Origin of the sequence: Streptomyces sp. NBC_00569 (assembly GCF_036345255.1) — a bacterium.
In the GTDB taxonomy this organism is placed as follows: domain Bacteria; phylum Actinomycetota; class Actinomycetes; order Streptomycetales; family Streptomycetaceae; genus Streptomyces.
The window spans coordinates 8,519,575-8,544,594 of the sequence record NZ_CP107783.1 but is presented as its reverse complement, the minus strand read 5'-3'; the positions used below and the strand labels follow the sequence as shown (position 1 = coordinate 8,544,594).

At 68.2% G+C, this 25,020-nt stretch carries 24 protein-coding genes and 2 pseudogenes; 12 read left to right on the top strand and 14 right to left on the bottom strand.

The features are described from left to right. The first annotated feature begins 11 nt into the window (after positions 1-11). The 4 genes from OHO83_RS38505 (at position 12) to OHO83_RS38490 (ending at position 5,051) form a co-directional block, all read left to right on the top strand. A complete protein-coding gene (locus OHO83_RS38505; protein ID WP_443066074.1) occupies positions 12-1,382 on the top strand; it encodes an SCO6881 family protein in 1,371 nt (456 codons plus the stop codon). 113 nt (positions 1,383-1,495) lie between these two features. Next, positions 1,496-2,965: an SCO6880 family protein gene (locus OHO83_RS38500; protein WP_330280538.1), complete on the top strand. Its 1,470-nt coding sequence runs from the start codon at positions 1,496-1,498 to the stop codon at positions 2,963-2,965. A 44-nt stretch (positions 2,966-3,009) separates the two neighbouring features. After that, the gene (locus tag OHO83_RS38495) at positions 3,010-3,465 is read left to right on the top strand and encodes a DUF6238 family protein (RefSeq protein WP_330280537.1); all 456 of its coding nucleotides are present in this window, start codon (positions 3,010-3,012) and stop codon (positions 3,463-3,465) included. 20 nt (positions 3,466-3,485) lie between these two features. Further along, positions 3,486-5,051: an ATP-binding protein gene (locus OHO83_RS38490; RefSeq protein ID WP_330280536.1), complete on the top strand. Its 1,566-nt coding sequence runs from the start codon at positions 3,486-3,488 to the stop codon at positions 5,049-5,051. 158 nt (positions 5,052-5,209) lie between these two features. On the opposite strand, the pseudogene OHO83_RS38485 reads toward OHO83_RS38490, so the two are convergent. The 7 genes and pseudogenes from OHO83_RS38485 to OHO83_RS38455 all read right to left on the bottom strand — a co-directional run bounded on the left by OHO83_RS38485 (position 5,210) and on the right by OHO83_RS38455 (position 12,293). Further along, positions 5,210-5,994: pseudogene (locus OHO83_RS38485) on the bottom strand (sulfite exporter TauE/SafE family protein). Positions 5,995-6,620: 626 nt separating this feature from the next. Then, entirely contained in the window at positions 6,621-7,484 is an 864-nt protein-coding gene (locus tag OHO83_RS38480; protein WP_330280535.1) for an SAM-dependent methyltransferase, read from the bottom strand. Between the two features lie 98 nt (positions 7,485-7,582). Next, positions 7,583-8,413: an oxidoreductase gene (locus tag OHO83_RS38475; RefSeq protein ID WP_330280534.1), complete on the bottom strand. Its 831-nt coding sequence runs from the start codon at positions 8,411-8,413 to the stop codon at positions 7,583-7,585. Between the two features lie 16 nt (positions 8,414-8,429). Further along, complete coding sequence (locus tag OHO83_RS38470; RefSeq protein ID WP_326777071.1) at positions 8,430-9,305, bottom strand: NmrA family NAD(P)-binding protein; 876 nt, start codon at positions 9,303-9,305, stop codon at positions 8,430-8,432. 67 nt (positions 9,306-9,372) lie between these two features. Beyond that, entirely contained in the window at positions 9,373-10,071 is a 699-nt protein-coding gene (locus OHO83_RS38465) for a winged helix-turn-helix transcriptional regulator (protein ID WP_330280533.1), read from the bottom strand. Then, a complete protein-coding gene (locus OHO83_RS38460; protein WP_326777069.1) occupies positions 10,038-10,340 on the bottom strand; it encodes a hypothetical protein in 303 nt (100 codons plus the stop codon). The genes OHO83_RS38465 and OHO83_RS38460 overlap by 34 nt, the downstream gene beginning before the upstream one ends. A 531-nt stretch (positions 10,341-10,871) precedes the next feature. Beyond that, on the bottom strand, positions 10,872-12,293 hold the full coding sequence (locus OHO83_RS38455) for an MFS transporter (RefSeq protein ID WP_330280532.1): 1,422 nt from the start codon (positions 12,291-12,293) through the stop codon (positions 10,872-10,874). A gap of 108 nt (positions 12,294-12,401) precedes the next feature. Here OHO83_RS38455 and OHO83_RS38450 point away from each other — a divergent pair, with 108 nt between their 5' ends. Next, a complete protein-coding gene (locus OHO83_RS38450) occupies positions 12,402-13,028 on the top strand; it encodes a TetR/AcrR family transcriptional regulator (RefSeq protein WP_330280531.1) in 627 nt (208 codons plus the stop codon). Between the two features lie 33 nt (positions 13,029-13,061). Here OHO83_RS38450 and OHO83_RS38445 read toward each other — a convergent pair whose 3' ends face one another. Next, a complete protein-coding gene (locus OHO83_RS38445) occupies positions 13,062-13,313 on the bottom strand; it encodes a hypothetical protein (RefSeq protein ID WP_330280530.1) in 252 nt (83 codons plus the stop codon). Between OHO83_RS38445 and OHO83_RS38440 the strand changes: the two genes are divergently transcribed. Continuing rightward, on the top strand, positions 13,312-13,494 hold the full coding sequence (locus tag OHO83_RS38440) for a hypothetical protein (protein WP_330280529.1): 183 nt from the start codon (positions 13,312-13,314) through the stop codon (positions 13,492-13,494). The genes OHO83_RS38445 and OHO83_RS38440 overlap by 2 nt on opposite strands. Positions 13,495-13,963: 469 nt before the next feature. Here the strand turns inward: OHO83_RS38440 and OHO83_RS38435 are convergent, their stop codons facing one another. The 3 genes from OHO83_RS38435 to OHO83_RS38425 all read right to left on the bottom strand — a co-directional run bounded on the left by OHO83_RS38435 (position 13,964) and on the right by OHO83_RS38425 (position 15,328). Beyond that, complete coding sequence (locus OHO83_RS38435) at positions 13,964-14,146, bottom strand: hypothetical protein (protein ID WP_330280528.1); 183 nt, start codon at positions 14,144-14,146, stop codon at positions 13,964-13,966. A 173-nt stretch (positions 14,147-14,319) separates the two neighbouring features. Next, a complete protein-coding gene (locus OHO83_RS38430) occupies positions 14,320-14,505 on the bottom strand; it encodes a hypothetical protein (protein ID WP_330280527.1) in 186 nt (61 codons plus the stop codon). A 157-nt stretch (positions 14,506-14,662) separates the two neighbouring features. Continuing rightward, positions 14,663-15,328, bottom strand: coding sequence for a hypothetical protein (locus OHO83_RS38425; protein ID WP_330280526.1), 666 nt, complete (start codon positions 15,326-15,328; stop codon positions 14,663-14,665). A 73-nt stretch (positions 15,329-15,401) separates the two neighbouring features. Between OHO83_RS38425 and OHO83_RS38420 the strand changes: the two genes are divergently transcribed. Further along, the gene (locus OHO83_RS38420; protein WP_330280525.1) at positions 15,402-16,358 is read left to right on the top strand and encodes a GlxA family transcriptional regulator; all 957 of its coding nucleotides are present in this window, start codon (positions 15,402-15,404) and stop codon (positions 16,356-16,358) included. Positions 16,359-16,568: 210 nt separating this feature from the next. Here OHO83_RS38420 and OHO83_RS38415 read toward each other — a convergent pair whose 3' ends face one another. Beyond that, positions 16,569-17,210 (bottom strand): TetR/AcrR family transcriptional regulator, encoded by a 642-nt coding sequence (locus tag OHO83_RS38415; RefSeq protein WP_330280524.1) that lies wholly within the window; start codon positions 17,208-17,210, stop codon positions 16,569-16,571. 227 nt (positions 17,211-17,437) lie between these two features. Between OHO83_RS38415 and OHO83_RS38410 the strand changes: the two genes are divergently transcribed. From OHO83_RS38410 to OHO83_RS38395, 4 genes are all read left to right on the top strand, one after another. Next, entirely contained in the window at positions 17,438-18,781 is a 1,344-nt protein-coding gene (locus OHO83_RS38410; protein ID WP_330280523.1) for an MFS transporter, read from the top strand. Further along, positions 18,778-20,343 carry an MFS transporter gene (locus OHO83_RS38405; RefSeq protein ID WP_330280522.1) on the top strand — a complete coding sequence of 522 codons (1,566 nt, stop codon included), beginning with the start codon at positions 18,778-18,780 and terminating at the stop codon, positions 20,341-20,343. The genes OHO83_RS38410 and OHO83_RS38405 overlap by 4 nt, the downstream gene beginning before the upstream one ends. Positions 20,344-20,552: 209 nt before the next feature. Next, positions 20,553-21,551: a type I glyceraldehyde-3-phosphate dehydrogenase gene (gene gap, locus OHO83_RS38400; protein WP_330280521.1), complete on the top strand. Its 999-nt coding sequence runs from the start codon at positions 20,553-20,555 to the stop codon at positions 21,549-21,551. A gap of 28 nt (positions 21,552-21,579) precedes the next feature. Then, positions 21,580-21,873 carry a hypothetical protein gene (locus OHO83_RS38395; protein ID WP_330280520.1) on the top strand — a complete coding sequence of 98 codons (294 nt, stop codon included), beginning with the start codon at positions 21,580-21,582 and terminating at the stop codon, positions 21,871-21,873. Positions 21,874-22,451: 578 nt separating this feature from the next. On the opposite strand, the gene OHO83_RS38390 is transcribed toward OHO83_RS38395, so the two are convergent. Continuing rightward, a complete protein-coding gene (locus tag OHO83_RS38390; RefSeq protein WP_330280519.1) occupies positions 22,452-22,916 on the bottom strand; it encodes a MarR family winged helix-turn-helix transcriptional regulator in 465 nt (154 codons plus the stop codon). A 146-nt stretch (positions 22,917-23,062) separates the two neighbouring features. On the opposite strand from OHO83_RS38390, the gene OHO83_RS38385 reads away from it, so the two are divergent. Then, complete coding sequence (locus OHO83_RS38385; RefSeq protein ID WP_330280518.1) at positions 23,063-23,548, top strand: DUF2269 family protein; 486 nt, start codon at positions 23,063-23,065, stop codon at positions 23,546-23,548. Positions 23,549-23,573: 25 nt separating this feature from the next. On the opposite strand, the pseudogene OHO83_RS38380 reads toward OHO83_RS38385, so the two are convergent. Further along, positions 23,574-24,381, bottom strand: a pseudogene (locus OHO83_RS38380) (IS5 family transposase). Between the last annotated feature and the right edge of the window lie 639 nt (positions 24,382-25,020).

The following is a 25,020-nucleotide window of genomic DNA, read 5'->3' as shown; positions in this document are numbered from 1 at the left end:
GAGGTGCCCTGATGGGGGCTTGCGACCTTCCTCTGATGAACACGGTGTGCGCCACCGTGGACGGTGTCGTCGGCGCAACCGGCGAGGCAGTCACAGACGGAATCGGTGCCTGGATCGCCAAGTCGATGGGTGAAATGGCACAGGCAGCAGCTGATCTGGCGTCGAAGGCCGTCGATCAGACGACGGGTATCGATCTGAACGCCGAGTGGTTCCGCAGCAACTACGAACTGATCCTGCCCATCGGCCTGATCCTGACCGTGGGGACGTTCTGTCTGCAACTCACCCGTGCCGCCTGGCGACGGGACGAGCGAGCCCTCGGCCAGGCGGTTTACGGCACCGTGGCCGGAGTCCTGTTCGCCTTCGCTGCCATAGCCTGCACCACCGTCGCAATCACCGTGGTCGACGCGCTCAGCGCGGGACTGTTCAAGGCTGCCAACAGTTCGGTGGACGATGCGGTGCGCCGCGTCATCAAGGTCAACGAACTGGGGCCGATGTACGGCCTGGGCTGGGCCATCCCCTCTCTGATGGCACTCGGCTGCGCTGTGGGCGCCTTCCTTTACTGGGCAGTCATGTTGGCCCGCAAGGTCGGCATCCTGGTGCTCGTTACGCTTGCCGTGTTTGCCGGGGCCGGTGGCGGCTGGGAGGTCGCCAAGCGGTGGCGGCGTGGCTGGATCGAGGCCACCAGTACCCTGATCGTCTCCAAGCTCCTGATGACGATCGTGTTCCTTCTGGGCGTCTCGGCCATGGGCAAGTCCGACGCAAACGACGGGCTCAGCGCCCTGTCCGATGCGCTCGCGGGCATCGTCGTGATGGTCCTCGTCATGCTTTGCCCGTATGTGACGTACAAGTTCGTGCACTGGGCGGCCGACGGCGGTGGTCATGACGACGTGCACCGCTCCGGTGTCGCGGGCATGGCGGTGGCCGCTGGCGCGGCCAAGACGGCAGGGCAGCTGGCCATGCAGTCCGGTATGGGGATGCGTCCTCCGCAGGGTCCGGCGAAGGTTCCGGGCCAGGGGTCGGATGGTGTTGCCTCCGGGATCGATCCGACCGGCGGCTCCGGCGGAGATGAGAAGCCGGACCGGGCCCACTTCCGCTTCGGCGAGGCCCCGAACGCCTCGGGCGACAAGGGTCGGGCGCTGATCCGCCGGCCTCCCACGGACGGCGACCGGGGAGTACCTCTCATTCAGCGCCCCGGCCAGGGTTCCGCGAGCGACTCCGCTCCAGTGGCCTCGGCGCCAACGCCACAGGATGCCTCCGTCGCACCGCCGCGCGTTACACACCAGGATCCGCCGGCACCGCGACGCATCGGGCCTGCGCCGCAGGGCGGTGCCACCCCGCAACGGTGGATCTATCCCGCGCCGCCAGGTGATTCGGGCTCATAGCTCACAGCTCACAGCTCATAGCCCGTAGCTGATGGGGCGGGATGGAGGCCCAGCCCGGCCGCCCCGTCCTCCCTCCCTCTTCCTTCTCCTCACGCTCCAAGGACGGCTTCGCCATGCACTCTGGCTCTCCCCACCCCGACGGTCCGGTCACCGTGAAGTTCCCACACCGCTCACGCCGCGGCGTGCTGCTCGGACTCTCGGCCCCGCAACTGATCGTCGTCGCGGTCACCGGCCTGCTGCTGCTCGCGGTGCTGCTCTCAGCCGGCGTGACCGGGGCACTCAAGCTCATACCGCTGTGGGCCCTGGTACTCGCGGCAGTCTTCATGCGCCACCGTGGACGCTCGCTCGCCGACTGGGCGCCGATCGTATTCCGTTACGCGCTGCGTCGCTTCCGGGGCCAGTTGATCTGGCTCACCTGGCCCTCGACCCGGCCGCAGCGCGAGGGCCTGCTCCACCTTCCCGGAACCGCTGCATCGCTGCGTGTGGCCACCTCTCCCGACGGCCGCTTCGGCGCAGTGCACGACCCGCACGAGGGCACCCTCACCGCCGTGGTCAAGGTCTCCTCCCGCGCCTTCGCCCTGCTAGACCCAGCCACCCAGACCAGCAACGTCTCCGGCTGGGGCCGCACGCTCGCCGCCCTCGCACGCACCGGACACATCGCCCGCGTCCAGGTCCTGGAGCGCACCGTCCCCGACTCTGGTGACGCACTGAACCGTTACTGGAATCAGCATGGCGATGCGCAATCGACACTGGCTGGGCCCATCTACCGGGACTTGCTGAGCGCCGCTGGTCCGGCCGCCGCCCCGCACGAGGCATACGTCGCCCTCGCCCTCGACCTCAAGGCGGCCCGCCGCCTGATCAACCAGGCCGGCGGCGGACTCACTGGCGGCTTCGCCGTCCTGGCCCAGCTCACCTCCACCTTCGACCAGGCCGCCCGCAACTCCGGCCTCATGCCGAGCAATTGGCTACACGCGACCGAGATCGCAGCCGTGATCCGCACTGCGTACGACCCCAAGGCGTCGGCCGCCCTCGACCAGTGGTCCGCCTCGGGGCGCCCGCAAGCGGACCCGGCTGCCGCTGGACCCGTCGTCCTGGTCGAGAAAGCCGACCGGATCCACACCGACTCGGCCCACCACGCCACGTTCTGGATCGAGAACTGGCCGCGCATCGAGACCTCACCGGGCTTCCTGCACCAGCTCCTGTTCACCTCCGGCGTCCGCCGCACCCTGTCGCTGACGTACGAGCCCAAGGGACTGGACTCCGCGCTCAAGGACGTGCAGCGCAAGAAGGCCACCGTGATCGCGGACGCCGCCGAGCGAGCCCGCAAGGGGCAGGTCGATTCCGAGGAGGACTCGGTCGAGTACGCCGATATCAAGCAGCGCGAACGCCAGCTCATCGCCGGGCACGCTGATGTCGCCCTCACAGGCCTGCTCACCGTCAGCGCCGACAGCGACGAACAGCTCAACGCCGCCTGCGCCGCGATCGAGACTGCCGCCGTCGCCGCGCTCATCGATCTGCGCCCGCTGACCTGGCAGCAGGCCGAAGCGTTCACCAACGCCGCCCTGCCACTCGCCCGCCCGTAGCGCACCCCAGCACTACCGACCGCGCTCAACCGAAGGGCACCATCATGCCGACCGAGCCCCTGCCCGAACTGGCGGAGGACTTCATCCCGTTCGCCACCGCCGCGCTCGACTTCCACCAGGCCATCAACATGCCCGTCGCCCCGGTCGCCGCAAGCCGCACCGAACTGGACACCTTGCACGCCCACGTGATTGCCCTGTACGAGCTGCTCGACACGCACGCCGTACGCACCGCCCAGGTCGCCGATGCCGAGGGCGATCACCTCAAGGCCTGCCGGATCCGGCTGTGGCAAGCAGCCGAACACCTCCACGCAGCCTTCCACTCGGCGCCGCATCCGGGCACTGACCGCCTTGCCACCCATGACGCTTGCCGGACCCGGCTGCCCGAGGGTGCGCCCGAACTCAGCGTGTGCCAGCGCCATCTGGCGGCCTCGGCCCGAGTTCGACGCGACCACACGCCGGCCGACCTGCGGGACCCCTTCACCGGCCTCACCCGTCACTGACCACCAGGAGCACCGCAGCCATGTCCTCCCGTACTCGCACCTCCGCCAGCCCACTGTTCGTTCCCCGCAAGAGCGACCGCCATACAGCCCGCGCCGCCCGTAACCAGTTCGCCGCCGCCCGCGACCAGGCCCGCAATGCCGCCCGGCCCGAGGCCAGCACACCTCAGGCCGCGGCCGACCCCGACCTGTGTGCCACCTATATGCCCGCAGGGCGCCCCGGTCCCGCCTCCGCCCGAGGTGGCCGACTCAAGCTCTCCGCCCATCGAATGACCACCGCGACCGCCTCGGGCGCCTACCCCTTCCTCGCCGAGGGCGGCCTCGGCGCACAGGGCATCTACGTCGGACGCGACGTGCACGCCGAAGCGGCGTTCACCTACGACCCGTTCGTCCTGTACGGACGGCTCGACGGCTTCACCAACCCCAACATCCTGCTCGCCGGGGTCATCGGCATGGGCAAGTCCGCGCTGGCCAAGTCTCTTGCCGTGCGAGCCGTGGCCTTCGGCTACCGCATCTACGTACCCTGCGATCCCAAGGGCGAATGGACCATCGTCGCCAAGGAATTGGGCGGGCAGACCATCGCACTTGGACCCGGGCTCCAGGGCCGGCTGAATCCGTTGGACGCGCCCTCCAAGCCGTCCGGCGTCAGCGAGACGGACTGGGCCAGCGAGGTCCGCAAACGACGCCTTCTCCTACTCGGCTCCCTCGCGAAAACCGTCCTGCAGCGCGACCTACACCCAATGGAGCACACCGCACTCGACGTCGCGCTCGACCAAGCAGTCACGCACGCCGACGCCACGGGCACCACACCACTGCTCGGCGAAGTGGCGTACGTACTCGGCTCTCCCGAGCGCCTCGACGGTGCGCTCGGGGAGCTGTCGGGGCGCCTTGGGCAGGCCGCCGAGGACCTGGCCCACGCCTTGCGGCGCTTGGTTCACGGTGACTTGTCCGGGATGTTCGACGCGCCGTCGACCGTGGACTTCGACCCGGCCGCTCCGATGCTCTCCATCGACTTGTCCCGCCTCGGCGGCGCAGGCGATGACACCGCGCTCGTCCTGGCGATGACTTGCGCCTCGGCCTGGATGGAGTCCGCGCTCGCGGATCCCACAGCAGGGCGACGCTGGGTGATCTACGACGAAGCATGGCGGGTAATGCGGCACGTAGCCCTGCTGGAGCGCATGCAGTCCCAGTGGAAACTCAGCCGCGGACTCGGCATCGCCAACATGATGGTCATCCACCGCCTGTCCGACCTGCTCACCGCGGGCGATGCTGGCTCCCGGGGCCGAGCACTGGCCGAAGGCCTGCTCACCGACTGTTCCACACGGATCATCTACCGCCAGGAAGCCGACCAGCTGGGTTCCGCTGCCTCACTGCTGGGCCTGACCGGGGTCGAGACACAGGCGGTCTCCGCACTGACCAAGGGACGCGGCCTGTGGAAGGCCGCGGGCCGATCCTTCATCACCCAACACCTACTCCACCCACGGGAACGCGAACTGTTCGACACCGACGCCCGGATGCACGCCAAAAGCGCCGAGTTCACGAAAACTGAAGCGCCTTTGCTGCCCCTCAGGCTCCGGGAGGTGCAGTGATGAGTGTAGGTGAGGTCCTGAGTTCCGGGCGGCTGGCATCGTGCGTCGGGCCCGACACCACTTCGACTCGGGTCCGGGAGGCACCTACCAGTCGAGGTAGGTCCGAGATGGTCGCCCGTTGCGACAGCAGTCCACAGCCGGAAGTTGAGACCTGGATGTCAGCTCATGGTCTGGACCGTGTAGAGGGCGCCGATGCCTGCGGCGAGAGCGCCGAGCAAGAGCCGGAGACCGGCCTCGGGCAGATGCGGCTGGAGCCGGGCACCGAGGTACCCGCCGACCAGTCCGCCGGCTCCACACGACAGGCCGAGGAGCCAGTCGGGGGCGACGTCACCGGTCACGGCGAGGGAGAGCAGTGCGTAGGTGGACGACCCGATGATCGAGGTGATGAAGGTGGAGGCCAGAGCGGCGGGTGCCACGGTGGCAACCGGCACTCCCCGGCCGACGAGGATCGGGCCGAGCAAGGAGCCGCCCCCGATGCCGTAGACGCCGCCGACCACCCCGACGGTCAGGGCCAGCGCCGTCGTGGCGCGGGGCGACGGCGGCCGGGGCGCGGGCGGACATCCGCCGGACGCAGCGTCCGTGCCAGCAACCAGATCCCAAGGGGCAGCAGCAAGGCGGCCACGAGGAGTCGAAAGACGCGCGGGCCGGGAACGGCGAATACCCGAATCACCGCGCCGATGACCACGGCGGGCACGGTGCCCGCGATCAACAGGCGCGTGAGCCGCCCTCGCAAGCTCCCCGTCCGATGGTGACGCAACAGAGCACCGGGACCGGCGACGACGTTGTAGAGAAGGTTGGTCGGTGTCACCGCCGGGCTCGGCACGCCCAGAATGCTGACCTGTACGGGCAGCAGGAAGACGGCGCCGGAGACGCCCACAGGCGCCGTGACCACCGATATCAGCAGCCCGGCCACGAATCCGAGCAGGCCCGTCGACCAGTGCACTACAACCCCTCAGAGACAGCCGCTCCCGGAGCACGCCCGGAAGCGTGGGTGCCTCCCGCTCTCGCGAACAGCGACCCCTGCTTGATCCAACCGCCTGGCGAGAGGACGAACAACTGCTGCCCACGCTTGTGTACCGAGCCAGTCGGCTACTGCTCGGAGTGGCCTGCGGGGTCGGCCTGTGTGAGGACCAGGGTGTAGCGCAGGGCCGCGTCGATTCCGATGCCGAAGAAGTCGCAGATGCGGCGGACGTCGCCGCCGGTCGCGAAGATCTCCTGGAGGATGCGGTCCTCGCGCAGGGCCTGTGGTGAGCGGCACCGGGCGGCTTACGTCCGTCGGGCTTGATTTATGCGCTGTTGAGCTGTCCACGGGTTATCGTCCACCGTCATCTCGATCACGGGTTGGCGGGTGCACTTCACTCGCCGAGACCAGGCGTGGCCGCGCGAAGAAACCCCGTTCTTACGGGAGTTCAGCGCCCTGTTCGCCGGTCTCAATGAGGGGTTGGACGACCGGGGTATACCTGAGGGGCAGCCGTTCCTGATCAGTCCGGCGGGCGGGTACGACATGGCGCTGAGCCGGTACTTCTCGGTCTGGCTCGCGTCTTCACCCCAGGTGCAGTCTCCGTGAAATCAGCGGCGACGGCAGATCATCTCGGTCGGAGCAAGGAGACCTTCCTCGATGTTCTGGAGTACCTTTGCGACCTTGGTCGATGCGTCACTGCCCATCGCCACGCTGATCGGGGCCGGAGGAGTGTCCCCGCCTGCAGGGTTATGCGGCGTTCTGGTTCGGTGGTGCGCACCGCCCGCGTCACGAAGCGACTGGACTGCTTGCAAGCGGTGATCGTGCTCGGCGACGATGTCGAAGCCGGCCTTGCGCAGCCGCGACCGGTATTCCTGGGGGTGGGCCAGGAAGCTGTGTTCGGGCTCCGAGGCCCACGGCAGTGGGTAACGGACGAGGGCGGGATTGCCGAGGAGCATGACGTCGTACACGATGAAGAGGCCCTCGTCGGTCAGGACGCGGCTGATCTCAGTGAACAGGCGGGCTTTGTCCTCGATGTTCATGCCCACGTGCAGCATCCAGGCCCGGTCGAAGCTCGCCCGGGGAAAGGGCAGTGCGGTCACGTCACCCTGCTGGAACCGGGCCCGGCCCGTGAGGCCCACACGGTCGGTGAGCCAGCGGGCGACGTCGACGTACTCCTCGGTGAGGTCCACGCCGGTGACGTCCGCGCCTGCGTGCTGGGCCAGATGGCGGGCCGGGCCACCCAGGCCGCTTCCCACGTCAAGGACGCGCAGGCCCGCTCTCAGCTCCAGGTGTTCAGCCAGCTCTCGCGTCGCCGCATGGCCGCCGGTGTGGAACTCGTCCACGCCATGAAGGTCGTCGGTGGTGAGGGCGGTATGCCCCGGGTAGAGGCGGTCGAGCGCTTCGTCGATCTTCCGGCGCAGATCGCCTTGCCGGTAATGGCGTGCTACAGCGGACGGCTGTGGTGCGGTCACGGGAACGTCCTTCAGGTCATGGGTGGTCAAGGCGCGACCGAAGCTTCTGCAGGGCTTCGGGCCGTGGTGCCGGAGAAGGCGGATGCGGCGGTGTTGTCCTAATCGTGATCGGTGGAGTGGGCGACGTGCCGCCAGGCGTCCATCTCCTTGCGGAAGGTGTCCAGCTTGGCGTCGAAGGCTTGCAGGGTGTCGGCTCCGAGTGGCAGGCGCAGGGGCGGCTCGGAGGCGGCGGCCATCTCGACGATGGCGCCCGCGGCCTTGACCGGGTCGCCGGGCTGGGCGTGATTCAGGCTCGCGGCGGCTGCACGCATCGCGCCGACGGTGGGCGCGTAGTCGTCGATGGTGTCGGGGCCGGTGTGCAGGCTGGTGGGGTCGAGGAAATCGGTGCGGAAGAAGCCCGGTTCCACGAGCGTGACGTGGATGCCCAGGGGGGCGAGTTCGGTGTGGAGGGTCTCGGTGAAGCCTTCGACGGCGAACTTCGTGGAGGCGTAGATGCCCCAGCCCGGCGCGGTGGCGAAGCCCACGATGGAGCTGATGTTGATCACGTGGCCGGAGCGCTGGCGCCGCAGCACCGGCAGTACGGCGCGCTGAACGGCGAGCGGTCCGAACACGTTGGTCTCGTACACCGCGCGGACCGCGGCGTCGTCGGATTCCTCGACGGCGGCGAGCAGTCCGGTGCCGGCGTTGTTGACCAGGACGTCGATCCGGCCGAACCGCTCGACCGCTGCGTCTACGGCCGCCTGGATGCTCTGCGGGTCGGTCACGTCCAGCGGCGCGGTGAGCAGCGCGTCGCCGGTGTCGGGAAGCTGCTCGCGGATGGTTTCGGCCTTCCGCGCGGTGGCGATCACCTGGTGGCCGGCGGCGAGGGCGGCACGGGTGATTTCCAGGCCGAAGCCCCGGGACGATCCAGTGATGAACCAAACGCTCATTGTTTTGCTCCGGTGTTCAGGCAGTGGGCAGATCGAAGGCCGCACGGTTCTGGGCGATGAAGCCCTCGACGTCGAGGGGGTCGCTGCCGCCGATCGTCTTCACCAGGTCGTTGGTGCCGGCGAAGACGCCGTTGCGGTAGTCGACGGCCACGGCGAGCAGGTGCTGGATCAGGTGGTCCGGTGCGCCGCGCCCGCGCAGGATGGCGGCGAATTCGTCGAGTTCGATGGGCACGTAGGTGACTTCACGGTCCAGCGCCCGCGACATCTTCTCGGCGATCTCGTAGTGGTTGAGCTCCTCGGCTCCGTACAGCCGGTAGATCTGGCCGGCGTGCGGGGCGGGGTCTTCCAGGACGGCGGCGATCACCTTCGCCTGGTCGCTTTCCGCGATGGGGGCGTGGCGTCCGTCGGCGAACGGCAGGCGCAGTTCGCCGGTTCCGTCGGCCCAGGTGTCGATCAGCCACTGGGCGAAGAAGGTCGGGCGGATGTGGGTGACGGGGACCGGGGAGCGGTCCAGGACGCGTTCGGCGACCCAGTGCTGGCGTGCCGCGTTGCTGGCGGTGTTGCGGCGGGCGGAGACCTGCGACATGTTCACGATCGCCTGGACCCCGTTCTCCTCCGCCGCCTGGGCCACGTTCGCGGTGGCGTCCATCAGGCCGGGGCGGATCGGATAGGTGAAGTACAGGGCGTCGATCCCCTTGGTCACCTGGGCCAGGGAGTCCAGGTCGAGGACGTCGCCTTCCACGACGTCCGCCCCGAGGGCGGCGAGCCGCTCGGCGCGCCCGTCGTGACCGCGGACGAGTGCGCGGACGCGGTGCCCGCGCTGGAGCAGGAGTTCGGTGGTCTGGCCGCCGGTCTTGCCGGTGGACCCGATCACGAGGAGGTTGCGTTCCATGATGATGTTTCCGTTTCTGGAGAAGTACCGGTGTATGGGGGTTGAGTCCTTTGAGTGGGCGCCGCACTCAGTGAGGGGTCGTGCCATGCCCATCGGGCAGGCGGAACAGTTCGAAGAACAGCCGGGCGGCGTCTGGCTCGCCGTGCACGACGAGTCGCCCCGAGGCCACCGCGTCATCGACGGCGACCTGCCCCTTCGCGAGGGCGTAGAACGTTTCCTTGTCGCAGATCAAGCGCAGACCGGGCTTCAGCGGCGCCGGGCCGGTCTCCACCCGTACCCGCTCGCCGTCGCCCTGCAGCCACAGCATCTCCTCGCCGACCACCAACTCCGTGAGCGTGTCGAAGCGCGCCGCCTCTCCTGTAGCCGTGAGGCGCATCGCCACCACGGACCAGGCGGCGCGATCGGTGTAGCTGGGCGGCGGGTCTCCCCGACCTGCGCCCCACTCGGCGAGGCCAGCGAGGACCGGCATCAACGCTTCGCCCCGGCCAGTCATTTCATAGGCGGCTACGCGGCCCGGACCCGGCAGCGTGGTGCGACGCAGCACGTCATGCTGCTCGAGGTGCTTGAGACGTGCGGCCAAAAGGCTGGTTCCCATGCCCGGCAGGGCCGATAGGAGATCCCCGTAGCGGCGAGGGCCCAGGGCCAGCTCCCGCACGATCAGCAGCGTCCATCTCTCACCCAGCACGTCAAGCGAGCGGGCGATGAAACAGGTCTGTTCGTAGGAGCGGCTCATCATGCCACCCCGGCCGGCGACATCACCGAGCATGCGGAGGGCATTGCCATCCGGTCGGCTACCGGAGCGGACAGGCTGACATGACCCAGCAGGCCACTGATGACTCGCTGCACTTGCACCCGCTGGACGTCGAGTTCGCCGCCACGTCGGCCCGCAGGCTCCGACTCGAACTCGGCCATCCGGGCGGCAGCGCGGCGTGCTTCGGCACTGTCTGATACGCCGTCCACCAGATAGAAGTGCTCAATGATCACTCCGACCCCAGAGCGGCGGCGGAATCCAACCATCCACTTATTGTCGCTCATGGACCTCCTCCTTCCTCGTCGCGCTCACACGCCTGGAACTGTCGCCCACTTTGAAAACATGTAGTTGTTACTACTTGTTTTAGAACTATCAGGGGCTCCAGAGTCTTCCCGATATGGCAGAAAAATCTCGGTTTGCTTCACAGCAAGGCGTAAGCGAGGGCGTTTGCGGCGCCAACGACCCCCCGCGCGGGAGATGCACCGCGTCAGGAAGGCTGCTCAGGTCGGCCCAGGATGCCCCGGCGGACTTCGACCAATGGGGCTCGGAGTGTCGGGAGCTCAGCCTTTCTCGCCGACCCGGGTACACGCGAATACAGCCAGCCGGCCGCCACATCCCGCCCCCCCAAATCGGGCGCCCCGGCTCTCCGGCCTGCACCAAGCCCTCTTTCACTCCGATGGCCGCATGCAGTTGTGCGCCGACTGCATAGTGACCCAACTCGGTGAACCCCGGCCGCGTAAGGCCGAGAGGAGGCGCTCGGGGAGGCGCTCCATGGGCAATAGCGTTCGCTCTCGAGCGGTTGGGAGGCCGTGCTGTCAGGGCATGCGGCGGGAGTGGAGGGCGAGCAGGGCGATACCGGCGGCCAAGCCGGCTCCGGCCTGGACCGACCAGGCGTGGTCGAATCCGATGAGCGTGGCGTGAGGCGTGAGGGCGACGAGCACGGCCACGCCGACGGCGCTGCCGATCTGTCGGCTCATGTTGAGTACGGCGCTGCCGGTGGTGGCGCGTTCGGGTGCGAGGGTGCCTGCGGCGGCGAACAGCGGTGCCCAGGCGAGCCCGCCGGCTAGGCCGACCAGAATCAGGCCCGGGAACATGGCGCCCCAGTAGTCGGGGGTGGTGTGCACGGTCGCGAGCCAGTAGCCGGCGGCCAGTGCCATGGCCAGCGTGCCGGTGACGGCGGGGGCGGTGCGTCCGAAGCGGGTCTGGATGGGGCCGGCGTTCATGGCGAAGGCGATCGAGGCCAGGGGGGCCGGTGCAATGGAGACGCCTGCGCGCAGTGGGCTGAAGTGCCAGACCTCCTGCATGAACAGGGCGGTGCTGAGCAGGACGATGGCGAAGCCGGCGGAGAACAGGAACAGGGCCACGGTGGCGGCGGTGAACTGCCTGCCGACGAAGAGCTGCTTCTCGATCACCGGTGCCTTGGCGCGCAGGGTGCGCTCGATGGTCGAGGCGGCGGCCAGGGCGGCTGCGCCGAACAGGGCCACGGTGCGGATGTCCGTCCAGCCCCACGCCGGTCCCTGGACGGTGGCGAGCACCAGCAGGCTCACGGCCAGCAGCAGTGCGAGGGTGGACGCCGGGTCCGGCACGGCGGCGCCCTTGGGCTGGCGCACCTCGGGCAGGAGCAGCGCGCCGGCGAGGAGGGTGGCGATGCCGACGGGGACGTTGATCAGGAAGATCCAGCGCCAGTCGAGGGTGACGAGCAGACCGCCGACGGGCGGGCCGGCCGAGGCCGCGATCGCGCCCACGCCCGCCCACAGGCCGACGACCAGGGTGTGCTGGCGCTTGGGGAAGCTCGGGTAGAGCAGGCCGAGCGAGGTCGGCACGATCATCGCCGCGCCGACGGCCTGGACAGCCCGGGCCGCGACCAGCACGCCGAGACTGGGTGCGGCGGCCGCGACGGCTGAGGTGAGGGTGAAGAGTGCCACTCCGGACAGCAGCATCTTCTTGCGTCCCCGGTGGTCTGCGATCCGGCCCGCGGGCACGAGCACGGCGGCGAAGACGATCGCGTAGGCCGACAGCACCCACGACACGTTCGCGACGTTCGTGCCGGGGAAGGACTGCCCGATTCCGTCGAGGGCGACGTTGACGACGAAGAAGTCGAGCTGCGCCATGAAGGCGACGGCACCCAGCACCGCCATGATGCTCCAGCGGCGCGAGTGACCCGCCTCGGCGACGGCCGGAGCCGGGCCGGTGCGTGGTGTCGTCGAGACCGCCTGCGGTGAAGTCTGTGTGGACATCCTGCCCGCCTTCGAAGGAATGGGCTTGGCAACCCTTTTTCTGCCTGCCTCCAGAGAACACCTCACAGAATGGGTTGTCAAGCCCTTTTTTTCGCTAAGGTGGTCACCATGACCACCACCAGCGAAGCGCCGGGCCAGAAGCTGACCGCCAAGGGCCTGGCCACACGCGAACGCATCGTCCGGGCGGCGGCGGAGCTGATCTACGAACATGGCGCGCAGAACACCAGCAACGAGCAGATCCGCGAAGCCGCCGGGGTCAGCGGCTCGCAGCTGACGCGCCACTTCCCCACCAAGGAGTCCCTGGTGCGCGCGGTGCTGGCCTGGCAGGCCGACAGCATCGTCGTCCGCCACCAGGCGCCCGAGCTGGGCGAGCTGGACAGCTTCGCCGCCCTGCATCGGTGGGCCGACTCCTACATCGCCTCGCAGGACATGTTGCGCGGCGGCTGCACGTTCGGCTCTTTGGCCGCTGAGGTCGTCAAGACCGAGTCCTCCCACCAGGACGTGGTGGCCGACGGCTTCGAGCGGTGGCATGAGCTGTTCAAGCGCGGCCTGGGCAAGATGCGCGAGCGCGGCGAACTGCGGCCGGAGGCCGACCCGGCCGCGCTCGCCCATCTGCTCGCCGCCGCGTTCCAGGGCGGAGCGCTGCTGGACCAGGCGGCCGGCGAGTCCACACCCCTGCGTGATGCGCTGTACGGAGCCCTGGCCTACATCGAGTCATTCGCCGCGGAACGCTGACCGCACCGCGGAGTGCCCTCGGGCAAGCGGCGCTCAGGAAGCGCCAGAGACGACCGGACCCGGGCGGGGCGCCTGCGGGGACCAGGCCTGTGCCGTGAGCGGGAGCCCGGCGAACGCTTGATCGGCGACGCGTTCCGGCGCGGCCGTGTCGGACCCGGCCCAGGCCAGCGCTTCCATGCCCCGCTTGACCGCCATGAGCAGGTGACTGATCCCCTGCGCGTCCGCCTCGGGATCGAGGTCGCCATGGCGCTGTGCCGCACTCGGCATCGACGAGGTACTGACCATGGATCCGCTGCCCGAACGAGGCATGGACGGGGTGGCCGCGCCGAACTGCGCGGAGCCGCTCGCACGCCGTCGTCGGCACGCCTGGCTGCTCGCCACTCTCACCGAACTGATCGGCGACTGCGCACAAGCCGCCGGGGAGGTGTACCGGGCGGTCGCCGAGGCCCCCGCCCACACAGACTGATGTCCCCGTGAACCTCGGGCTGCTTGGCGGCCTCTGCCGGTACTGGGGGGACGCGGCGCGTGCTCAGGACGCCGCGCGATGCGCCATAACCGAGGCGGAAGGGATCTTGGCCCAGGCGGACGGCGCGCTGGCAGATGTCGGTGCCGACTTCCTCACCGAGCTGCTGGACGATCCGGCACAGGCCGTCAAGTGGGTACAGGAACGGGCGAGCACAGGCGAGTTCACCGTGGATCAGATCCTTGGCGAGGCAACCGATTCGGTCGGCTGTCCGGACTGCTCCACGAAGCACAGTGGCAGTCCGACCCGGGCACAGCGGCGGCGAAGTGCCTGGCCGCTGCCGGGCACTTCGCCTTGGCCGTCTGCGTGGTCTTGGCCAACGTACCGGCCGCCACGCCCTGAGAAGTGAAGCCGAGCGCGGGTAAGGCGGACGTCCACGAGATTTACCCCGTCCGCTGTGCTTGCGTACGGACTATTGCGCAACCTCGGCGGGAACGTCGCGGACGATCTCGGTCAGCCCCCCGGAATCGATGACGTAGAAAAGGCCGTAGATCTCCACGTGCTTCGGGGTGCCCGGGCTGTTGCGGATCAGGCTCACGTCGTAGTTGAGCAACTTTTCGAAGTCGGTGATGGCGATGCCGTCACAGTCGTACAACGACGAGATGTCGGTGTGCTGCTCGTTCTTCCACGCAGAGGTGATTCCCTCCGCCGTGAAGGAGGTGGCGCCACAGAAGGAGTGGTGTACGACGACAACTCGTTCGACACCGAAGAGGTGCTGGGAGACCGTGATCGAGCGAAGAGCATCCGCCGCGCGCCCACCCCCGACGATCAGGGGAACACCGTCGCTGTGGAGCCCATCTTCTTGCCGGTCGCGTCGAGGAGAAGTTCGCCGGGGTAGACCTCGTCGCCGAAGTGATCGGCCACCGCCTGAGCAGCCCCGGCCGCCCGAGGGTCGAAGCAGTACATGATGATCGTCCTGACGGGAATCGAACCGGTGACGATCTCCCGAGCCACCGCTTCGTCGTAATCCGGCTGCGCTCGAAACGTGAACTCCGCAAAATCCGACACTGCTTGACTCCGCTTCTCATGGTTGACTCCCCGGCTCTCTCGGGAAGCCAGGAACGTTTCAGATAGGGAATGGGCACCTGGCACCGCCGCTGAAAGCTCCTGGCTACTCCCCCCACGGCCCGCCGACCACGCCCCGCTCCATGGTGGTGACGCCGTCAGCTGCCCGCTCCTGCGCAAGGTGGAAGGCGAGCGCGTAGGGAGGCGCGGCTGACTCGGAGCGGGCACCGTGGGCAAGGATTTCCTCGGCCAGGTGGTGGACCATCTGAAGCCGCGGATACGCGGCATGGATCTGACTCTGCTCCTCGGCCACGAGGTCGGCGTTCTTGCCGAAGTCGATCGAGATGCCTTCGTAGGTCAGGTAGGTCAGCAGCCCCATTCGTTCGGGGATCTGCGGAGTGGTGTGCAGAGCGATGGCCTCCCAGACCTTGTCCACATCCCCGGCCGGGGCGCCGACACCGGTCAGCACAGCGGCGGCGAGATCGGCGCTCTCGATCTCGAACCGGAGCAAGCCCGGTGCGTCCGGCCCGGTTCCCAGGTCGTGCATCACGTTGGCGGCGAAGAGGAGTTCCTCGTTGTAGTCCGCGTCGTTCAGAACCCCCTTATGGGCGGCGAACAGGCGCGACCAGTGGAAGCCGCGGATGCAGTGGTTCAGCACGGACGGATGCATCGCGGCGCGGGCGGCGGCGAGGCTCGCCTCGACCAGCGGCCCGGAAGGGAGAGCGAATACGCCGTCGTGCAGCCTGTTCGAGGGGGCAGGAATGTCGGTCATGACTCGACGCTACGAGAGCGGATCTCGCGCGAAAAGTGGCACTGATGCCAACCAGCGCTACTGTCGTGCCACCATGACGAACAGACACCATGTCGCCGTGCTCGTGCTGCCCGGTGTGCTCGCGCTCGAATTCGGCGCTGCGACGCAGATCTTCTCGACGGACCCGCACTACGAGCTGACCGTATGCGCCGACAACGGGCCCGGACCCGTGCCCGTGTCCGGCTTCACGATCGCTGTCGCAGCCGGCCTCGAGGCACTGGAGGACGCCGACACCGTGATCATCCCGGGTTACGACGACATCGACACGACCCACTCACCGGGAATGCTGGCGGCGCTGCGGGCGGCTCACGCCCGGGGCGCCCGGCTCGTCTCCATCTGCACCGGGGTCTTCGCCCTTGCCGCGGCCGGACTGCTCGACGGGCGCCCCGCGACCACGCACTGGCGGCATGCCGAGCAACTGCGACGGCGCTACCCGCACGTCGATGTCCTGCCCAACCAGCTCTACGTCGACGACGGCGACATCCTCACATCCGCCGGCGTGACGGCAGGGATCGATCTGTGTCTGCACCTGATCCGCACCGACCTGGGCGCCGCAGCAGCGAACACACACGCACGAGACCTCGTCGCACCGCCACGGCGACGGGGCGGCCAGGCGCAGTTCATCGAACAGTTCCGCCCCGAAGCCAGCGGAGACGAGCTCGCTCCCCTGCGCGAGTGGATGCTCGACAACCTCGCAGCCACCTTCACTGTCGACGACCTCGCAGAACACGCCCATATGTCCCGGCGGACCTTGATCCGCCGTTTCCGCGAGGAAACCGGCACTACACCGATGGCCTGGCTGACCGACGCGCGTATCGACCGAGCACGCGAACTGCTGGAGGCGAGCACCGTGCCCGTCGAGCAGGTCGGCCGCCTCACCGGCTTCGGTGCTCCCGCTTCGCTGCGGGCCGCCTTCCACCGGCACCTCGGCACCTCCCCCCAGGAATACCGGACCCTGTTCCGCCACAAGACGGAGCCGGCGCAGACCTAACCGCGCAACTACCGCCAGCCGACCGACGTGCCCCTCCGAGGAGGTCACACGACGTTGGATACTCACGCACCGGGACCCAGGTGCGCCGGTGACACCCCGTCACGGGTAGCGGCGTCAGAGATGGCACGTCAGGATCACACGTAGCGCAGGAGGGGGACTCCGGCCAGGGCGGAGCGCGATCCGAACGTCTCCTGACCTGCGCGTGAGCGCTCAGGAAGCATCCGCGGTGGCCGCCTGGGACACCTGCTGGGACCGGGCTCGCGCCGTGAGCGGGAGTCCCTCGAACGCGTGACCGGCGACGCGTTCCAGCGCGACCGCGTCGAGCCCGGCCCTGGCCATTACTTCCATGCCCCGGTTAACGGCCATGAGCATCTGGCTGATTTCGGGGGCATCCGCCTCCGGATCGAGGTCGCCATGGCGCTGTCCGGCCTGAACGCACTCGGTGAGTGAGCCCTCGATTCTCGCGAGAGCCTGCCGGACGCGTGCGCGGGCCTGCGGATCGTGGTCGACTCCCTCGACGACGAAGCCGGTCACCATGCAGCCGAGCCCGTCGGGGTCGTCATGGACGACCCGTGCCGACTTCAAGAGATATGCCCGCAGCCGCTCCAGCGCGGTCTCGTCGGGACCTTCGAGTACCGCCGCCCAGGCGGCCTCGTTGCGCTCGCAGTAGGCCGACAGCGTCTGCCGGTACAGGGTGCTCTTGTCGCCGAAGGCGGCGTAGAGGCTGCCGCGGCCCAGCCCGCCGGCCTTGGCGATGTCGTCAACGCTCGTGCCGGCGTATCCGCTTCGGCGGAACTGTCGCTCGACGGCCTGCATGACCTTGGTCCTGTCGAATCCTGGTGGGCGTCCCATGGGGCCACTTTACAGGCCGCACGAGCATTCTTGACACGTCGTTCCAGAACTTCGTAGAGTTCTTGGCGAATCAGTCCAGAACTTTGCTGCCAGTTGCTCACGGCACCCTCGAAGCCCACGGAACGGATAAAAGACGTATGTCTTGGCAAGATCAGATGGCCCCTGCGCGAGCGCAGACGAAAGGCGGGGAGACACCAAAAACACGGCCTGTCCTCATCCTCGCCGTGATGGCCATGGCGAGTTTCCTCGGCCAACTCGACGTGTGGATCACCAATGTCGGTCTGCCGAACATCGGTCAGGGACTGGGTTCGACCTCCTTGTCGGACCTGAGCTGGGTGCTCAATGGCTACGCGATCGTCTTCGCCGCCCTTCTCGTCCCTGCCGGGCGGCTCGCCGACCGCTTCGGACGCAAGAACGGCTTCCTGCTCGGCATGGCCGTCTTCGTAGCGGCGAGCCTCGGCGCGGCGCTGTCCGGCGACGTTTGGGTGCTGGTCGTCTTCCGCGCCATCCAGGCGGTGGGTGCCGCCCTGCTGACCCCCGCCAGCCTCGGCCTGGTGTTGACGAGCGCGCCCGCCGACAAGGTGGAGCGGTACGTCAAGATCTGGTTCACCGCAGGCTCGCTGTCCGGGGTGTGCGGACCGATCTTCGGCGGGCTGCTGGTCCAGGCCTCCTGGCGGTGGCTGTTCCTGGTGAACATTCCCGTCGGACTGCTCGCCATCGCACTGGCCGCCCGGCTCATCACCAACGCCCGGCACGAACAGAACGCCCGCATCCCCGACCTGCTCGGCGGCGTCCTGCTGATCGTCATGGTCGGCGCCCTGGCTCTCGGCGTGGTGAAGGCGCCCGACTGGGGCTGGTCGGACACCCGCGTCATCACGTCCCTGGCCGTGGCAGTGGTCGGATTGGTGGCGTTCCTGTTCCGCTCGTCACGGCACCGGGTGCCCGTGGTCGACCTTTCGCTCTTCCGTGACCGGATCTTCGCCTCGGCGAACCTCGCCGGCATGCTGCAACTGGCCTCGTTCGCCAGCCTCCTGCTGTCGTCGATCCTCTGGATGCAGAACCACTGGCACTACTCCGCCATCAAGACCGGATGCGCCAGCCTTCCCGGCCCGATCGGCTTCGCGGTCGCCGCCACCATCAGTGAGACCCTCCAGCGCCGGTTCCGGATCCCGGCCGGTGTCGTCGCGGCGGTCGGCAGCGCGATCGCCTCCGTCGGCATCCTGCTCTTCGTCTTCCTGCTGCACGACGACCCGAACTACCTTTCCGGAGTCCTCCCGTGCTGGCTGCTCTTCGGGTTCGGCGCCGGCCTGGCGCTACCGACCGTCGTCTCGTCCGCGACGGTCGGATTGCGCCCCGAGGAGGCCGCCACCGGCAGCGCCATCGTGACCATGTCGACGCAGATCGGCTCGGTCGTCGGCATCAGCATCCTGGTCGTCATGCTCGGCACCGCCTCCGGTGGCTCCTCCTTGGACACTTACCGGCACGCGTGGCTGGTCGCGATGGCCCTCATGGCCGTCGCGGGCGTGGTGTCACTGGGCGTGTCTCCGAAGAGGGCGGTGGCGGTCCGATGACGGCGTCCGTTCCCGCTCAGACCTCCCGCGCCGCGGGCCCCGGCAGCGGGCGGTCCCGCTGGCTCGGCCTCCTGGTGGTCTGCCTCGGCGTCATGATGGCCTTCGTCGACGTCACCTCCACCATCTCGGCCCTGGGCGACATACAGACCGACCTGCACGTCACCGCGAGCACCCTGGTGTGGATCACCAGCGCCTACAGCCTCGCTGTCGTGAGCTTCGTGATGTCCGCAGGTACCTTCGGCGACCTCGTGGGGCGCCGGCGAGTGTTCAGCCTGGGTGCCGCCGTCTTCCTGGCCGGCAGCGTGGTCGCTGTCTTCGCCGACAGCGCCGGCATGCTCATCGCCGCACAGGCGACCGCGGGCCTCGGCGGGGCAGCCGTACTGCCGACGAGCCTGGCGATCGTCAGCGCCACGTTCACCGCCCCGCACGAGCGCACCTCCGCGATCGGCATCTGGGCCGCATGCTCCGGAGTCGGCCTCGCCGTCGGCCCGATCCTCGCCGGAGCCCTGCTCGAACACTTCTCCTGGCACTCCGTCTACATCGCCAACATCGTCATCGCCGGCGTGGCCCTCCTCCTGGCCCCGGCCTTCGTGGCCGAGTCCAAGCACCCCACGCGCAAGCCCGACCTCGCGGGCCTCGTCCTCGGCACTGTGATGACGGCCTCGGCCACCTACGCGATCATCCAAGGTGGCTCCACGGGCTACACCGAGGCACCGATCATCACCATGTACGTGGTCTTCGCCCTATCCCTGTTCCTGTTCGTACGCGTGGAACTCCGCAACCCCGACCCCATGTTGGACCTGAGGCTCTTTCGGAGCGCTTCCTTCTCGGCCGTGATGGGCGTGGCTGCTGTCAGCGTTTTCGGACTGGTCGGTGTCGCCCTGCTCAGCGTGCTCTACATGGAACGCGTGGGACAGACCAGCCCTCTCGACGTCGGGGTGCGCCTGCTGCCGCTGTTCGGACCGTTCCTCCTGGTCACCGTGGTGGCCGCCCGGGTGCTGGTACGCCGGGTCGGCCTGACCTCCTTGATCACCGCAGGTCTCGTCCTCATCGGAGCCGGGTCCCTCGCACTGCTCGCGACCGACGCCTCGGGAGGCTACGGGGCGATGTGGCCGGGGCTGCTCATCGCGGGCGTCGGCGCGGGCCTGCTGACGGCACCTTCGACGGCCGCCGCGGTCAACAGCGTCCCGCCACAGCAGGAGGGCATGGCGGCGGCAGCGGTCAACATGGCTCGCCAGCTGGGCACGGTTCTCGGCCCCAGTGTGCTCGGAACGATCGTCACCAGCCGCTTCCCCCGCAACCTGCACGACCGCCTCGTCGAGGCGAACATCCCCTCGCCGCAGGCGGACAAGATCGTGGAGGGTGTGTCACACGGGGGTGGCGGAGCGGACCTCCCCGCTTCCCTTGCCCGCGTGGTGGGAACGGCGGTACCGAGGGCGTTCACCGACGCCGTGCACGTGGGCAACGTCATCGGCGGAGTCGTACTGATCGTCATGGCCGTACCTGCCGCGCTGTTCGTCCGCCACAAGGTTCACAGTCCCCGAAAATCCGCCGAAGCATAAGCGGTAGGCGAACAGGCCATTGCGAGGCCTGAAGGTCTTCTAGCCGAACAACGTCCCACCGAGCAGCCGGTGTTGATCGCTGAGCAGCCCCTCTCATCAACACCGGCACCTCCCGCGAATTCACGTTCCGGGCCATGAGCGCAGCTGTGCCGAAAAGAAGCGCAGCGCCTCTCAACAAGCACTGGTAACGAACCGAAGGAACACAACGCATGACTCGCATCGCCATCAACGGATTCGGCCGCATCGGGCGCAACGCGCTGCGCGCACTACTCGAACGCGACAGCGACCTCGAAGTCGTCGCCGTCAACGACCTCGCCGAGCCCGTCACCCTCGCCCGGCTCCTCGCCTACGACACGACGGCCGGACGGCTCGGCCGTCCGGTGACCGTTGACGGGGATGCCCTCGTCGTCGACGGCCGTCGCATCACAGTGCTCGCCGAGCGCGAACCCTCACAGCTGCCGTGGGCCGAGCTGGGCGTAGACATCGTGCTCGAGGCAACCGGCCGCTTCACCTCCGTCAAGGCCGCCCGCGCTCACCTCGACGCGGGCGCGAGGAAGGTGCTCGTGAGTGCGCCGTCGGACGGTGCCGACGTCACGCTCGCCTACGGAGTCAACACGGAGGCATACGACCCGGTCGCGCACACAATCGTCTCGAACGCCTCATGCACGACCAACGCGCTTGCACCGCTTGCCACGGTGCTCGACGAGCTCGCCGGCATCGAGCACGGCTTCATGACCACGGTGCACGCCTACACCCAGGAGCAGAACCTGCAGGACGGTCCGCACCGCGACGCCCGCCGCGCCCGCGCCGCCGCTGTCAACATCGTGCCGACCACGACGGGCGCCGCCAAGGCGATCGGCCTCGTGCTGCCCAGCCTCGACGGCAAGCTGTCCGGCGACTCGATTCGTGTGCCGGTGCCGGTCGGCTCGATCGTCGAACTCAACACCACCGTCGCCCGCGACGTGACCCGCGACGATGTGCTGGCTGCGTACCGCGCCGCCACGCAGGGCCCGCTCCTCGGCATCCTCGAGTACTCCGACGACCCGCTCGTCTCGTCCGACATCATCGGCAACCCTGCCTCGTCGATCTTCGACGCCGCCCTCACCCGCGTCGACGGCCGCCACGTCAAGGTAGTCGCCTGGTACGACAATGAGTGGGGCTTCTCCAACCGCGTGATCGACACGCTGGAACTCCTCGCCACACGCTGAACGGTCTCCGAACCGCCGCCTGCGCCGCATGAAAGCTGAAGCCACAGCGGCTGGAAGGGAACTACGGATCCTGCATCGCATCTGCAGCGTTTACGCCCTGATGCGCCTCGCCGTACCCACCTTGGGTATGGCCACCGCCTCACGCATGCATGTCCTGGACTCCCTGTGGCTGATCGCCTCGATCGGTCTCACGGCCTTGGCTGCCGTGACCCTCTTCGCGACCGTGGCGCTTCAGACGAAGGCGCTGGAGGAGTCCAGCCTCGCATCGCCAGGTCGGCTGGCCGGGACGGCTGGCGCGTTCAACCTGTTATGGACATCGTGACCGTCCTCATGATTCTTCGACCCGGCCCCACGACCGGTGGGACCGACAGCCTGGCTACCGGCCGCGACCGACGACCAGTTGGCCCCGCGCGGAGAGCCGCCCCCACAGACCCGAGCCTCGGCGCATTCCCCGGCTCCGGGGCTCGTGCGGGTCATACATGCAAAATCGGGGTGGCGTTGTCGACCTTCGATCGGCCCACTACGGACCGTCCAGGTCTTGAAGACGGGTGAACCGAAGGGCCACGGACGGCGGATGAAAAGTGAGCCACTCTGCGATCTCTTGATCCTCCTGACTTCACCGTTTCTGGAGTCGGGAGGAAGAGAGGAAGAAAGGGTGATCCACGTGGAGGACTGGGCTGAGATCCGTCGGATACATCCGATGAGAGGGCTGCCGGCTCGGGCGGTGGCTCGTCAGCTGAGGACCTCCAGGATCACCATGCTGCGGGCGCCGGCCTCGGACCGCCCGCCGCGGTATCGGCGGGCGCCGAAGGGTTCGGCGGTGGACGCGGTGGAGCCGGCCGTGTGGGAACTGCCCGCAAGGACGCCGCACCCTTCGGCGAGCCGCTCCGCGACCGGGAGTCAGGAGCTGCCGGGCGCGTCAGCCCGGAGATTCTTGGCCAGGAGGCGGTGCAGCAGCGCGCCGAGGCTGGCCTGCTCCTCGGCCGTCAGCCCATCGAGCAGTGGGGTCTCGACCGAGCCGAGGGCATGGTCCAGTTCGCGCAGCAACTGGCGGCCTGTGTCAGTAACGCGCAGTTCGGCGGTGCGGCCACGTCCTGCTGGAGTCACGCGGCGGACGGCGCCAGCTTGTTCGAGTTGGCGAACAGTGGCCTGCATGCTCTGCGCGGTGACTCCAGCCCTGCGCCCCAACGCGCTGTAGGAGAGCCCGGGCTCACGCGAAAGATGACCCAAAGCGCTCAGAAGGCGCAGCGACAGCCCCTGGGCCTCAAGGGCGCGCTCGACCTCCTCCCGCACGATCCGCCCCAGGGTGAGCAGCAGCAGCGCGGGGCGCCCTGGGGGTAGGCGCTCGGCCGGGTTGCTCGTCACCTGTCCCACCTTCCAGGCCGGATGCCGACAGTCGGCAGTTCTGGGCTCTTGAAACAGGAATGCTATCGTCGACCCAGTTTAAGCCTGACTGAAACTGTGCACCTGACCCCCGCGTCAGCGTGTGCGCGAAAAGGGGAGACACCGCCATGGCCAAATTCCTGCTCAGCATCCACGTGCTGGCGGCGATCCTGCTCATCGGACCGGTCACCATTGCGGCGAGCCTGTTCCCGCGTTACGCGCGCCAGGCACTGGCCGACGGACCCGAGCAGCAGTCGGCCAGCGGCTCGGTCGAGCTGCTGCACCGGATCTGCCGCGTCTACTCGGTGGTCGGAATCGCCGTCCCGGTCTTCGGTGTCGGCACCGCCGAGGTGATGGGTGTGATGGGCAGCGCCTGGCTCATCGCCTCCATAGCACTGACAGTTGTCGCCGCCGTCCTGCTGGGCATCGCGGTACTCGGCATCCAGGACAGCGTGGTCACCCAGCTCGACAAGCCCGAACAGGTGTCGACCTCCGTGGAGCCCCTGATCGCCCGGCTGCCTCGCCTGTCGATGATCACCGGCTTGTTCGCCCTCGCCTGGCTGATCGTGGTGGTCCTGATGATCGTCCGCCCTGGCTCGACGACAGGTGCATAACGGCCCAGCCACCTCAGAATTCATTTCATTTGGGGAGTCTGCGGTGGCAGATGAGTGTTGCGGCGATGGCGACGAAGGCAAGGAATTGTTCGGGCTTGCGTTCGTAGCGACGGTGAAGTCTCGGGCAGCCAGCAAGCCAGGCAACGGACCGTTCCACGACCGGGCGGTGCCGTCCGAGGCGTTCGGAGTTTTCGATGCCTCGACGGGCGATGCGGGGCGTGATGCCGCGTGAGCGGCGCCATCGCCGCAGATGAGGGTAGTCGCAGCCCTTGTCGCCATGGAGCTTGTCCGGCCTGCGGCGACGAGGTCCGCGGCGGGACCTGATCGGCGGAATCCCACGGACGAGGGGCTGAAAGCCCTGACTGTCATGGGTGTTGGCCGCGGAGATTCCGAGCGAGATCGGAAGACCGTTGCGGTCAACTATGCGGTGGATTTTGGGCCCCTTCTTACCTCGGTCGGTCGGATTCGGTCCCGTCACCTGCCCCCTTTGAGCGCTCGGACACTCATCGAATCGATCGCGCAGCGCGACCATTCCAGCTCGCCCTGGGCACCGAATTCATCGAGCACCAGGCGGTGGAGCCTGGCCCACACTCTGGCCTGAGACCACTCGGTAAAACGCCGGAATGCGGTCACACCTGACGGCCCGAAACCAGGTGGGAGCTGGTTCCACGTACATCCTGACGAGGCCACGAAGACGATGGCCGCCAGCACTTCACGGTCCCCCTGCCGGCGCCGGCCGCCACCCTGGGGCGCGTCGGCGCCGGAGGAACCACCCGCTGGAACAACTCCCACAAGACGTCCGGCACCAACCGCTCAATAAGCTTCGTCGTCACCCCATCAGCATCCCGCAAGATCACACCAAACGAAATGACTTCTTACTCGCCCTGGTGCACGATATCCGGGCGCACTAGCAAGAGCGTCCTTCAGCCGTCAGCGCCTTGCTCAAATGAGGATGACTGCGGGGTGGGCTGCAGCCTGGTAGGCAATGGAGAGTTTGTCGGTACGCAGGGCGTCCGTTGATGCATCGCTCGACCGCGTTGCGCTGCTAATTTGCCTCCGTGTCGAAGGTCGGCGGGCGACCCCCGGTGATGAGGACTGGGCCCAGGGCCCGCCCCGGGCTCTAGCAGGTCAGTGCAGCGGCCCTCGCGAACGTCGTCGTCCTGAGCAACGCCTGTGGCTGGCATTACTCCCTGACGCAGGCAGAGAACGCCGATGCGCGCGCGTCGACATGGCTCGGACCAAGAAGGCCCTATCTCCCTCGCCGACGCGGCCGGCCTCCGGTGGATACCCCTCGGCTCGGGTCGAGGCAGCCCGCGCCTGGTCACCACACGTGGCCACATGGCCTGCCCACACCGCTGCGGCGATCGAGACGCCTCTGGCCCACCGGCCGATCGGTTCTTCCGCGCTGCCCGGCCGCCGCGCTCGCGCTCAATAGCTCAGATTCCAGGCCGCACCAAACCCGGCTTCGGGCC

Bases quoted from the DNA above. Each gene is read 5' to 3' on its own strand.
- gap (WP_330280521.1), top strand. From the start codon at position 20,553: ATGACTCGCATCGCCATCAACGGATTCGGCCGCATCGGGCGCAACGCG.
- OHO83_RS38445 (WP_330280530.1), bottom strand. From the start codon at position 13,313: ATGGTCAGTACCTCGTCGATGCCGAGTGCGGCACAGCGCCATGGCGAC.
- OHO83_RS38415 (WP_330280524.1), bottom strand. From the start codon at position 17,210: ATGGGACGCCCACCAGGATTCGACAGGACCAAGGTCATGCAGGCCGTC.
- OHO83_RS38495 (WP_330280537.1), top strand. From the start codon at position 3,010: ATGCCGACCGAGCCCCTGCCCGAACTGGCGGAGGACTTCATCCCGTTC.
- OHO83_RS38460 (WP_326777069.1), bottom strand. From the start codon at position 10,340: ATGAGCGACAATAAGTGGATGGTTGGATTCCGCCGCCGCTCTGGGGTC.
- OHO83_RS38455 (WP_330280532.1), bottom strand. From the start codon at position 12,293: ATGTCCACACAGACTTCACCGCAGGCGGTCTCGACGACACCACGCACC.
- OHO83_RS38490 (WP_330280536.1), top strand. From the start codon at position 3,486: ATGTCCTCCCGTACTCGCACCTCCGCCAGCCCACTGTTCGTTCCCCGC.
- OHO83_RS38450 (WP_330280531.1), top strand. From the start codon at position 12,402: ATGACCACCACCAGCGAAGCGCCGGGCCAGAAGCTGACCGCCAAGGGC.
- OHO83_RS38475 (WP_330280534.1), bottom strand. From the start codon at position 8,413: ATGAGCGTTTGGTTCATCACTGGATCGTCCCGGGGCTTCGGCCTGGAA.
- OHO83_RS38425 (WP_330280526.1), bottom strand. From the start codon at position 15,328: ATGACCGACATTCCTGCCCCCTCGAACAGGCTGCACGACGGCGTATTC.
- OHO83_RS38470 (WP_326777071.1), bottom strand. From the start codon at position 9,305: ATGGAACGCAACCTCCTCGTGATCGGGTCCACCGGCAAGACCGGCGGC.
- OHO83_RS38405 (WP_330280522.1), top strand. From the start codon at position 18,778: ATGACGGCGTCCGTTCCCGCTCAGACCTCCCGCGCCGCGGGCCCCGGC.
- OHO83_RS38395 (WP_330280520.1), top strand. From the start codon at position 21,580: ATGAAAGCTGAAGCCACAGCGGCTGGAAGGGAACTACGGATCCTGCAT.
- OHO83_RS38385 (WP_330280518.1), top strand. From the start codon at position 23,063: ATGGCCAAATTCCTGCTCAGCATCCACGTGCTGGCGGCGATCCTGCTC.
- OHO83_RS38500 (WP_330280538.1), top strand. From the start codon at position 1,496: ATGCACTCTGGCTCTCCCCACCCCGACGGTCCGGTCACCGTGAAGTTC.
- OHO83_RS38505 (WP_443066074.1), top strand. From the start codon at position 12: ATGGGGGCTTGCGACCTTCCTCTGATGAACACGGTGTGCGCCACCGTG.
- OHO83_RS38420 (WP_330280525.1), top strand. From the start codon at position 15,402: ATGACGAACAGACACCATGTCGCCGTGCTCGTGCTGCCCGGTGTGCTC.
- OHO83_RS38410 (WP_330280523.1), top strand. From the start codon at position 17,438: ATGGCCATGGCGAGTTTCCTCGGCCAACTCGACGTGTGGATCACCAAT.
- OHO83_RS38465 (WP_330280533.1), bottom strand. From the start codon at position 10,071: ATGCTCGGTGATGTCGCCGGCCGGGGTGGCATGATGAGCCGCTCCTAC.
- OHO83_RS38440 (WP_330280529.1), top strand. From the start codon at position 13,312: ATGGATCCGCTGCCCGAACGAGGCATGGACGGGGTGGCCGCGCCGAAC.